Origin of the sequence: Nesterenkonia sp., assembly GCF_029265375.1 — a bacterium.
Classification (GTDB): domain Bacteria; phylum Actinomycetota; class Actinomycetes; order Actinomycetales; family Micrococcaceae; genus Nesterenkonia.
In genome coordinates this window covers 1-10,127 of the sequence record NZ_JAJUJJ010000042.1, presented here as the reverse complement: position 1 = coordinate 10,127, position 10,127 = coordinate 1, and the positions used below count along the sequence as shown (strand labels likewise).

General features: G+C 61.2%; 14 protein-coding genes. 4 read left to right on the top strand and 10 right to left on the bottom strand.

The annotated features are described in order from the left end of the window. Positions 1-170: 170 nt before the first annotated feature. From Q1K09_RS12520 to Q1K09_RS12510, 3 genes are read right to left on the bottom strand one after another with little or no spacing between them, the layout of a single operon-like run. Positions 171-1,382 (bottom strand): hypothetical protein, encoded by a 1,212-nt coding sequence (locus Q1K09_RS12520; RefSeq protein WP_300345799.1) that lies wholly within the window; start codon positions 1,380-1,382, stop codon positions 171-173. Then, the gene (locus Q1K09_RS12515) at positions 1,379-2,248 is read right to left on the bottom strand and encodes a cytochrome c biogenesis CcdA family protein (protein WP_300345798.1); all 870 of its coding nucleotides are present in this window, start codon (positions 2,246-2,248) and stop codon (positions 1,379-1,381) included. Before Q1K09_RS12515 ends, Q1K09_RS12520 begins: the two co-directional genes overlap by 4 nt. A gap of 6 nt (positions 2,249-2,254) precedes the next feature. Next, positions 2,255-3,019 carry a DsbA family protein gene (locus tag Q1K09_RS12510; RefSeq protein WP_300345797.1) on the bottom strand — a complete coding sequence of 255 codons (765 nt, stop codon included), beginning with the start codon at positions 3,017-3,019 and terminating at the stop codon, positions 2,255-2,257. A gap of 99 nt (positions 3,020-3,118) precedes the next feature. On the opposite strand from Q1K09_RS12510, the gene Q1K09_RS12505 reads away from it, so the two are divergent. From Q1K09_RS12505 to Q1K09_RS12495, 3 genes are all read left to right on the top strand, one after another. Then, positions 3,119-3,682 (top strand): hypothetical protein, encoded by a 564-nt coding sequence (locus Q1K09_RS12505; RefSeq protein ID WP_300345796.1) that lies wholly within the window; start codon positions 3,119-3,121, stop codon positions 3,680-3,682. After that, on the top strand, positions 3,679-4,086 hold the full coding sequence (locus Q1K09_RS12500) for a BlaI/MecI/CopY family transcriptional regulator (protein ID WP_300345794.1): 408 nt from the start codon (positions 3,679-3,681) through the stop codon (positions 4,084-4,086). Before Q1K09_RS12505 ends, Q1K09_RS12500 begins: the two co-directional genes overlap by 4 nt. A 413-nt stretch (positions 4,087-4,499) precedes the next feature. Then, the gene (locus tag Q1K09_RS12495; protein WP_300345793.1) at positions 4,500-5,063 is read left to right on the top strand and encodes a M56 family metallopeptidase; all 564 of its coding nucleotides are present in this window, start codon (positions 4,500-4,502) and stop codon (positions 5,061-5,063) included. 125 nt (positions 5,064-5,188) lie between these two features. On the opposite strand, the gene Q1K09_RS12490 is transcribed toward Q1K09_RS12495, so the two are convergent. The 5 genes from Q1K09_RS12490 to Q1K09_RS12470 form a co-directional block, all read right to left on the bottom strand. Next, positions 5,189-5,467, bottom strand: a complete 279-nt coding sequence (locus Q1K09_RS12490) for a metal-sensitive transcriptional regulator (protein ID WP_300345792.1) — start codon at positions 5,465-5,467, stop codon at positions 5,189-5,191. Positions 5,468-5,542: 75 nt separating this feature from the next. Next, a complete protein-coding gene (locus Q1K09_RS12485; RefSeq protein WP_300345791.1) occupies positions 5,543-5,902 on the bottom strand; it encodes a thioredoxin family protein in 360 nt (119 codons plus the stop codon). A 17-nt stretch (positions 5,903-5,919) separates the two neighbouring features. Next, positions 5,920-6,684 carry a sulfite exporter TauE/SafE family protein gene (locus Q1K09_RS12480; protein WP_300345789.1) on the bottom strand — a complete coding sequence of 255 codons (765 nt, stop codon included), beginning with the start codon at positions 6,682-6,684 and terminating at the stop codon, positions 5,920-5,922. A 7-nt stretch (positions 6,685-6,691) separates the two neighbouring features. Then, the gene (locus Q1K09_RS12475) at positions 6,692-7,273 is read right to left on the bottom strand and encodes a rhodanese-like domain-containing protein (RefSeq protein ID WP_300345787.1); all 582 of its coding nucleotides are present in this window, start codon (positions 7,271-7,273) and stop codon (positions 6,692-6,694) included. Positions 7,274-7,302: 29 nt separating this feature from the next. Continuing rightward, positions 7,303-8,688, bottom strand: coding sequence for an MBL fold metallo-hydrolase (locus Q1K09_RS12470; RefSeq protein ID WP_300345785.1), 1,386 nt, complete (start codon positions 8,686-8,688; stop codon positions 7,303-7,305). 207 nt (positions 8,689-8,895) lie between these two features. On the opposite strand from Q1K09_RS12470, the gene Q1K09_RS12465 reads away from it, so the two are divergent. Continuing rightward, positions 8,896-9,222, top strand: coding sequence for a transposase (locus Q1K09_RS12465; protein ID WP_300345783.1), 327 nt, complete (start codon positions 8,896-8,898; stop codon positions 9,220-9,222). 382 nt (positions 9,223-9,604) lie between these two features. Here the strand turns inward: Q1K09_RS12465 and Q1K09_RS12460 are convergent, their stop codons facing one another. Both Q1K09_RS12460 and Q1K09_RS12455 read right to left on the bottom strand, forming a co-directional pair. Beyond that, positions 9,605-9,949 carry a transposase gene (locus Q1K09_RS12460; RefSeq protein ID WP_300345801.1) on the bottom strand — a complete coding sequence of 115 codons (345 nt, stop codon included), beginning with the start codon at positions 9,947-9,949 and terminating at the stop codon, positions 9,605-9,607. Between the two features lie 9 nt (positions 9,950-9,958). After that, on the bottom strand, positions 9,959-10,127 hold a 169-nt coding region (locus tag Q1K09_RS12455; RefSeq protein WP_300345800.1), incomplete at its 5' end, for a transposase.

Sequence of the window (10,127 nt, the reverse complement as noted above, 5' to 3'; positions counted from 1 at the left end):
TCGAGAAGACCTATCACCGAAGGAGGAAGCAGCAGGAGCTGGGGCGGATGACCCCGGTACAGTTTGAAGCCCACCTATTGGAGCAGGCCGTCGCCCTGGCGGCCTAAGAGCGAACTGTCACCTGTTCCTGCATCAGCCCCGCCGGACATTGTCCGCCATTTTTGCTTGACCTACTCTGCGCCAGGTTCATCCGTCGTTTCTGTTATCGGAGTGAATAGATACCCGTCCGTGTACTTCACTACAGCAGCGCCCACTTCGGAGATGTAAGTAGGCGTAGCGATGATTCCCTGGCCTTCAGGGTCGTAGGCTTGAGCTACATCCCCACTGACCACGTTGTGAACCTGGATTCTGCCGTCGGACGTTCGTAGGTAGACCATCACGCCGCCGATGCCTTCGATTGTCTGGAGGTCTTCTGCATCGGGATTGGTGAAGATCTGTTCGCCGGTTTCGTCGTAGCCAGCTAGGTCTTCACCGAGAGCGATCCATGTGCCGGTGGTGGGGTCTTGGGCTGCGTCTCTTAGGTCATTAGCGATGATTTCCCCGGTGGTGAGATCTACAAGGGTTTGATTATCTGCCTCGACACCTATCAGAGCACCAGTGAGAAAACCAGAATTGGTGGAGTCTGCGCCATATACCTGGTCCCGCGGCCAACCATTGTCACTCAGTGACAAGCTCCATTCAAGGTCCTGCGCGGGCGAACTATAGGCGTGAATCTGCTCATCTTCAGCAACAAGCACCGTGCCGTGGTACTCACCGATCACATTGGTGTTGGAATCGGCATCCTCATCGTAAAGAGCCTCGCCTGTGGCAGGGTCGAGGACTACCTTGGGTCCGAGGTCACCAAAGTGCTCTTCTGGCGGCGCGGCGAAGACTAGTCCCGGGCCTTGGTGGGGGCCAGGAACCTCAACGGGGCCCCAAACCTGCTCGCCGGTCTCTAAGTTGTAGGCCGTTGCTGTGGTTGCTCCGAACGAGTCTTCATCGGGTTCAAGGTCGGTAAGTACTGCTAGGTCTTGGGTGCCGTCGTTGGTCAGTGTGAAGCCCGCGCAACTAAGAGGCCGTTCCGCCTGCCAGAGAATGGTTCCGTCAGTATCGATGGCAGTGAAAGTCAGAGTGCCGTTGGTCTCACCGGGGGCAAGGTAGATTCCCCCGGCCTGTTGTGGCGGAGATGCCCATCCTGGGTCTAACAATGGCAATTCTTCTAACTGGTAGGGCAGCCGCAGGTCCTGGTCATCTGCTTCAGGTGCTTGGCTTTCCACAGTTTGCGGGGCTGGCTTGTAGTTCGGCTCCTGGCGTTCGGAGTCCGAGGTGCAAGCTGCTAGGGCAAGCAGCGCTGCTATGGCTGGAGCCGTGATCATGATTCGAGGGGCTGTGTTGTTCTTCACGCCTCTGGCTCCTTGGCTGAGCCGGGGGAGCGGTCGTGACGCTGGGTATTGATTCTTCGCCTAATGACCACTGTGATGGCAACGGTCGCAACTGTGATGATGACCAGGGCGTCCAGCAGTGGTGAGGTCAGAACGCTGCTGTAGGACTGTAGCCAGCGTTGTGCCCCAGCGGGCACCAGTGATGGTCCGCTGATCAGCCCGTTGGTGGTCCAGAAGAGAACTCCTACGCCGATGATCAGCAGCCCGGTCAGTACTGAGGTGGTGTGCAGCTGCAGCCCGAAGACCTGGAAGCCGCGTCCACGAAGGAAGCCTATGGCTTTGGGGCTGAGGCGGGACCATATGGCAGCCAGTCCCACCAGGGGGACGACCATGCCCAGACCGTAGGCTGCCAGCATGGTCCCAGCGTTGATGGTGTTGCCTTGTGCCATGGCTAGGGTGAGAATCGCTCCCAGGATTGGGCCGGCACAGAAGCCGGCTACTCCGCTGGCAGCTCCTAGGAGGAAGGTCTTCACAATACCGTTGCGGGAGTGGGCCTGGCGTTGGAGTTCTCCGGCACCGGGCAGGTGCTTGGAAATATCTAACCCGAAACCAAGCGCCTGAGCGAGACCCAACAGAATGAGGATCACGGCGGTGCCCAGGACGAGGAGGTCTCGTTGGGCTACGAGCAGGCTTCCCAGTGCTCCCAGTCCGAGTCCTAGGGGGACAAGGGTGAGTGCCACGCCGAGGTAGAAGATTCCTCCATGGGCCATCAGACGTAGGCGGGTTCCCAGTGTGGCGGCAAAGAATGCCGGCAGCAGCAGCGCCCCGCAGGGAGACAGCAGGGCCAGGACTCCGCCGAGGAAGGCGGTGATCAGACTGATCTCCACTTGCCTTTACTCCTGTGCCTGTTCCAGCGCCTGATCCACAGCCTCGGTGAAGACCTCGGTGGGCTGAGCGCCGACCATTGGTTCACCGCCGAGGACGAATGCTGGGGTCGAGTACGCTCCGAGGTCCATGCCCAGCTGCTGGTTAGTCTCCACAGCTTCGATCACTTCCGCTGAGTCCAGGTCCTGGGCGAACTGGTCCACACTGAGGCCAAGATCATCGGCTAGACCTATGAGCGCCTCATCGCTGAGCTCGTTCTCTGAGCGGATCTCTCCTCCGGCGAAGAGCGCCTCGTGATAGTCCCAGAATCCTCCCTGCAACCCGGCCGCATAGGCGGCCTGGGAAGCTCGTTCCGACGCGGGGCCGAAGACATTGAGGTCGCGCCATTCGATGAACAGATCACCGGCGTCGACATAGTCCATCATCACCGGCAGCGTCTCCTCGCTCCAGGATGCGCAGTAGGGGCACTGGTAGTCCGAGAAGACCACCAGAACCACCGGAGCTTCAGCATCCCCGATAGAGAGCGGGTCGTCTGGGTTCCGCTGCTCGACAAAGGAGAGGTCCGGCTGTTCTTCTTCCCCTGGGTCGACAACATCCACTGGGGCTGAATCATCATCGTCAAGGGTCTCCGCCGGGTTGTCGTCATCAGGTGTGGACACCTCGGAGTCACCCCCGCCGGGCCAGAACAAAGTGGCCAACACAACGAGTGCTGCCACTGCGATACCGACCGGCAACAGCCACCACTTTCCGGTCAGGGGAGGTTTCTCAGACATGAAGGGGTTCCTCGCGGTAGATGAACTATTACTATCTCACATAGTAACTAACATGCCTAGTAACTAGGCAAGACCGTAACGATACGGCATAGTAGGACCATGGGAACTCTGCGCCTGACACGTCTGACCACCACGCTGAAGCTAGCCTGGGTGGGGTTGAAGACCTGGTCGTCCCGGCAGGCGGTCGCCGCGGTGATTGCCTCGGTGGCGGTGGCGGTCAGCATCGGTGTCGCCACTGTGCTGATCCCCAACCCTGTCTTCGGCAGAGATATAGCTCCGGTGGTATGGAACTACCCGGTGTGGATTCTGGCCTCAGCTCTGACGGGCATGCTGATTGCCACCTACGTTCACCCCTCTCCTGCTGCAGAGGGTTCTTCTCGTTCAGAGGGCAAGGCTGACCGTTCGGGAAAACTCGGTCTTACTGGAGGGATTCTGGCTTGGTTCGCTGTTGGCTGCCCGGTGTGTAACAAGCTGGCCCTGCTTGCTCTTGGCTACTCGGGAGCGATCACCTGGTTCACCCCTGTTCAGCCCTTCCTTGCGACTGCTGCCATCCTGCTCAGCGGCCTTGCCCTGATTATCAGGCTCAAAGGTCAGGTGGCCTGCACCGTGAAACCTGCAACAGTATCTGTTCATGCCGATGCCAGGGAGCGTGTAGGAGCATGACGAAGAAGCAGGGGACCCAACAGGCAGTGGTGCCGCAGCTCGGGGAGCTGGAGGAACAGGTGATGAACCTGTTATGGACCCAGAGTCGGCGCAGTGTTCGTGAGGTCATGGACGCTCTGCCGCAGCGGCCGGCCTACACCACGATCGCGACCGTGATGCAGAACCTGGTCCGCAAGACACTGGTCGACACCGAGCGTGAAGGACGTCTGGTTTTCTACCGGGCGCGACTGAGCCGGGAAGAATACGCCGCCCAGGTGATGCGCCAAGCGCTGGAAACCAGCCATGATCGAGCAGCCTCCATCCTGCACTTGGTCAAAGCGATGCCTTCGGAGGAGCTTGACATGCTGCGCGAGTATCTCGGTGCTCAACCGTCCCAGGACCCCACTAAGCAGGCAGAGCCATGAACCTTATCGCCGCCACCGCAGGGCTGAGTGCCTTCGTTCTGTTATTCGCTACAGCAGGGGGCCTGCTGATTCGCCGCTCGGCACCAGCTCTGATGCGGGTCCCGCGAGCTGCCGTTGCCATCTTGGGTACCGCCTTGGCGGTCTGGCTGCTCACCGTCGGGGCTATAGCGCTCTTATTGGCCTCGGGGCTCTCTGGGCCACAGCTGGTGCCCGGCCGAGTAGGCGAGGTCTGCCAGAGGTGTCTCGACGCGGCTAGCCCACTGCCCGGCAGTACGAGCATCGACACCGCAATACCAGGAATCCTGTTGCTGATGGTGCCTGTTGTGTTACTCGCCGCTGTCATAGCCTCCTTGATCCACACACGCTGGAAAACCCACCTAGCGGCCAAACATGCCTGCCGCAGCTTGAGAGGCTTGGCGCAGAAGACAACACTGCTGGGTCAACCTGTCACTTTGGTGGATGTGCCAGAGAAGATGGTCTTCGCCCTGCCACGACGCAGGTGCGGGATTGCTATATCCCTGGCGCTGGTCGATGAACTGACCGAAGAAGAACTTCAGGCGGTGCTAGCCCATGAAGCCGCGCACCTGGGTCAACGCCACCACCTGATCGTCGGGCTGATTGAAGGCGCTACCCGCCCGCTGCTCTGGGTCCCATTAGTCCGGGCCGTGGCCGATGCAGTACCTCACTACTTGGAAATGGCCGCGGATAACTACGCCAGTAAACAAGCCGGTACCCCCGCCCTGGCCAGCGCCTTGCTCAAACTCGGAGAGACACCTGTGATGGCACCCCGTGCGCAGCATGTGGTGTTGCATGCAGCAGGTATTGATCGCATCCGGCACTTGGTCTCTCCGCCTTCAGCATCCCGGGGCCTGGCGCCAGCTTCGCTGATCCTCCTCATAGTTTCCGGTTTGCTGATAGTCAGCGCCACTATCCACCTGCCCTACCTGCAAGCGGTCATCGCAGGCTGCTTTCGATGATTCTGGTGCTCTCTCGTGCGCTGCGTTCACGGGTGGTAAAAGACCCTGCGGAGGAAGATTGCAGCGATGAGGGTGACGTCACCAATGGTCACGTCCGTAGGACTATTGGGTTGGCCGGGGTTATTTCATGAGAGGGTGAGGAAGAGTTTTTCGAGTTCCTCCACGGTGAGGCCGTCCTCTTCTTCGGCCGCCGATTCCGGGTCTGTGATGCAGTACTGCATGGCACCGGAGACGATCATGAAGCCAGCACGGTCAAGGGCCGTGGATACTGCGGCCAACTGGGTGACGATCTCGCGGCATGAGCCGTTGTTCTCTACCGAGTTGATGACCGAGTCCAGCTGACCTCGGGCACGTTTGAGCCTGTTGAGGATCTTGCGCTGAGTCTCCGCGTCTGCGTTACGCATGTGGGTCCTTCCGGTGCCTTAGATCAGAGAATGAGAATACGACGAATGCTAGTCCCATGATTCTGCAGGACGGGGTCAGCCGGAAGCGAGCTGGGTCCGGACTTCGTTCATATCGAGGGCTTTGATGGACTCGATAAGTTCGTGGAGACCAGCCGGGGCCAGAGCTCCGGGCCGTGAGTACACCAACACGCCGTCGCGGAACGCCATCAGTGTAGGTACTGAGGTGATCTTCGCAGCGGAGGCCAGGGCAGGTTCGGCCTCGGTGTCCACCGAGGCGAACATGATCTCAGGATGTTCGGCAGCGGCACCTTCGAAGACCGGGGCGAAGGCGCGGCACGGGCCGCACCAGTCGGCCCAAAAGTCCACCAGGACGACGCCGTCCTGGTGGATGTTGCTGGCGAAGGTGTGCTGGTTCAGGGCATGGACAGTCGTCATGATGAAGTTCCTTCTGTTTAGGTGAGTTCCAGAGTGAGTACAAGCCCGCCCATGATCAGGACAAAGATTCCGAAGGCCTTGCGCAGACCAGTCTCTGGAATGCGGTCGGTGAAGCGTGACCCCAGCAGTGCGCCCGCGACGGCTGCTCCGGTGACCAGTAGGATGAGCGGCCAATCCAGGCTGACAGCAGTCAGATAGCCCCCTAGGCCGGCCACTGATTTCATGATGATCACCACCAGGGAGGTGCCCACTGCTGCGGACATGGGCAGGCCAGCGAGTAGAGCCAAGGCGGGAACCACGAGGAAACCGCCTCCTGCGCCCACCATGCCCGTCACTAGGCCGACGATCAGCCCCTCGGCGAGGATGCGCCACCTGCGCAGGGAGGAGTGCTCCCCACTCGGAGAGGATGTAGGGACCGCCTTCCGGTGGCGCAGCATGGCGGCTGCGGTGACCAGCATCATCAGGGCGAAGGCGATCATCAGCACCGTTCCAGGGATACGGCCGCCGATCAACCCTCCGGCGAAGGCGCCGAACATGCTGGCGGTGCCGAACAGCGTGCCGAGCCTCCACCGGACGTTGCCGCGGCGTGCATGGCTGATCAGACTCACCGCTGAGGTGACAGCGACTACGAACAGCGAGCCAGCTACTGCTTCCCTCGGCTCCATCCCGGCCACATAGGCCAATAGCGGGACCGCCAGGATGGAGCCGCCACCACCCAGCAGGCCCAACGAGACACCAATCAGTGCCGCCAGGACGAGGACGAGCACACTCAGAGATTCCACGGAGGTCTCAGAGTGTGCCGGTGATATCAGGAATATCCCGAAGCGCGGACTCCAGGGTGGGGTCTGCTGCGGTTTTGTTCCAGGGCATCCGGCTCAGGGCGTAGGACATGCCGCAGGTATTGGTCGCAGCGGCGAAGATCAGCCCAGAGCCGACGCCGAAGGAGAGCCACTTCAACTTCGGGCTGACGAAGTGGCTGGCGAGGATGCCCGTAGCCACCAGGACCCCGGCTCCCATGCGGACCTGTCGTTCCATCTCCCACCGTTGGGTTCCCCGCATCAGCTCGCCGCCTGCCTGCACATAGGCGTTGATGCCGCCGTTGAGCATGTGGAGACGGTCAGCCCCCGCTTGGGACAGGGTCTGTGCGGCCTGCTGGCTGCGTGCACCGGATTGGCAGAGCAGCATGACCTCGCCAGGCAGCGAGGAGGCCACAGTGGAGGGGTTCTTCTGCAGCAGATCTAGCGGGAGGTTTCGTGACCCCTTGATATGAGCAGCTTCGAATTCCGCAGGCGTGCGGACATCGATGAGCACTTGAGGTGCAGAGGGGTCGCCCTGAAGTAGATCCTCAGGAGCACAATATGTGACAGTCATAGCTAGCCTTTCGTCAGTGGGGTGTGAGCTCAGCGATCCTGATGCTCAAGCCAAGCGTTGTAGCTGCCCTCCAGCTCGAGGACCCGGTAACCCTCTCGACGAAGCACGCTGGCCGCGACGGAGTTGCGCTTCCCGGATTGGCAGTAAGAGATGATCGTGGCGTCCTTCGGCAGCTCGTCCAGGTGCCAGAGGACCTTGCCGGCGCTGAGGTTTTGCGCCTTGGGGATATGGCCGTTTGCGTACTCAGAGGCGTTGCGAACATCGAGCAGCACATCCGCCCCGACTGCGGCGAGCTCCTCCGGGGGGACGGTTGCCGGGATGAGCCTCGGGAGGCCCTCGAGGCTGCTGATGTAACCGGCATGGTGATCAATCCCGACTCGGATCAGGTGGGCCCGCAGTCGGTGGGCCTCATCCTGGTCGGCGGCCAGCAGCACCAAGGGGCGGCTCTCCCGCTCTGGGTCATAGGCCCAGGCGCCAAAGCTGGCAGGCTTATCGCCGGGGATATTCAGAGCCCCGAGTGCGGTGCCGGTATGCACCTGCTGGTGGGGGCGGGTATCGACCACTATGAGCTCATCGGTCTCGACTCCCGCTGCCACCTGATGGGCCGGAAGTTCCTCCAGATCTGACATCCGGCCCAGGATCGCAGGACCCGTCTTATTCTGCCGCTTCATCCGCCCGAAATAGGCGTGAGCATCCGGCTGGCCTTCCAGCAGCTGCTGGACGAATCCCGCCTCATCGTCGTTCTCAAGATAGCGTGACCACCAGGCATTGGCCCGCTCATAGCCCACTGTCGTGGCCGGCAGGGCACCCAGCGATTTTCCGCAGGCACTGCCCGCACCATGGCCGGGGTAGACCAATACGTGGCCTTCCATCCCAGCAATGACGTTCTTCAGGCTGCTGAAGAGCTGCTTCGCTCCCTCATACCGGGTATCAACACCGCCGGCAGCCTCATCCAGCAGATCTGGCCGCCCGAGCTCCCCGGCGAACACGAAGTCACCCGAGAGGATGTAACCCGGCTGATCGCTGAACGCACCATCAGTGATCTCGAATATCAGGTGTTCCGGGGTATGGCCAGGGGTGTGGCGAGCCCTGATAGTGATGTTTCCAATAGTGATCACATCGCCGTCATAGAGGCGATGGGCATCGAACCCGTATTGCCAATCATCGTCCCCCTCACCGGAGACATAGAGCTCGGCGCCCGTCGCCGAAGCCAGCTCTCGACTCCCCGAGAGATAGTCGGCATGGATATGAGTCTCAGTGACGGCCACGATCTTCATCTCGTGGCGTCGAGCAAGATCCAGATACTCGGCGATGTCACGGCGTGGGTCGACCACCACCGCCTCATTCTCAGCCTGACAGCCGATCAAGTAGCTGGCCTGTGCCAGATCTTCGTCATAGATACGTTCCAACAGCATTGCGCCTCCCATGAATAGTTCCTGTATACCTCCGGGGGTATACATGGCATCCTTTCATATACCCCATGGGGTATACAAGAAGGCCCCCTTTATCGCCCCCGTATTAGGTCGGGGCACCATCCACCTGACCGACCACGCCTCTTGCAGATCGAGGGGGACTGAAGCGCCCTGGGTTTCGTCCCGAGTCTCTCGAAGGAGAATTGGAACATGCCAAAGAAGTTCAGCCCCGAGTTCCGGGACCGTGCAGTGCGGATGGTCTTCGACCGCCAAACCGCTGAAGGCGGGTCCCGGGCAGTCTCGATCCGTGTCGTAGCCCAGTCCTTAGGGTGCGGCCCTGAGGCCCTGCGAAACTGGTGCAGCCGCGCTCTGCGAAACCACCAGGCCTTGGTCGATGCTCCGCCTGCCGGGGAGTCCCCTGAAGAAGAGGTCCGACGGCTGCGCCGAGAGTTAGCAGAAGCTCAGCGGGCCAACGAGATCTTGAAGAAGGCCTCGGCGTTTTTCGCCGCGGAACTCGCCCGCCCCACGACGAGATGATCCGCTTCATCGGCGAGCACAAGGATCTTTTCGGGGTCGAGGCCATCTGCCGCACCCTGACTGCGACGGAATGTGGGTTCATCACCTCCCGGGGATACCGGGCAGCGAAGTCCCGGCCGGCCTCAGCACGCAGCCTCCAGCGACGGCGGTGGAGATGGCCGCTTTGGACTGGGTGCTGTGGTGGAACGCTCGGCGTCTTCACGAAAGTCTGGGGTATCGGACTCCTGCAGAGGTCGAGGCCTCGTACACTCAACACATGACGGCCGCGCCCGCGGTGGTCTAAACCCCGGAACGAAACTCAGGCCGCTTCAGTAGGGTTGACGAGCGAGCTTCAACACCCGGCACGCCACCCCAATGGGGATCCCATCGACGGCGAGCTCACTCACGAGCGGGTAGAGCCTTTTCCCGGCAGGGTCGCCTGCGAGAGATACGCAGCGGCACGGCGAAGCACCTCGACTTCTTGTCCCAGGAGCCGGATCCGTTTACGGGCCTCGCGCAGCTCGACTGCCTCGGTGCGGGTCTGGCCAGGCTTGGACCCGTCGTCGATCTCGGCCCGGCGCAGCCATTTCTGCAGCGTCATGGGGTGGACACCGAAGTCTTTAACGATCTGGTCTATCGTGACTCCGGGTTCACGATTCCTGGCCACGCGGACAACGTCGTCGCGGAACTCAGCGGGGTAGGGCCTGGGCGCGGGTTCATCCTTCCAGGCCGCCGCTAGGCAAGCCAGATTAGGGGCTCATCGCAGATGAGGGTGTAGGAGGGGCCTGAATCCTCCGGTGTCCAGTAGGGCTCGGGTGATGTAGTTGGTCAGGTTCCTGAACCCCAGGGCGGTGCCGCGTAGGTGTTCCAAGCGTCCGTTGATGGCCTCGGTGGGGCCGTTGGATGTGCCTGGCCTGTCGAAGTAG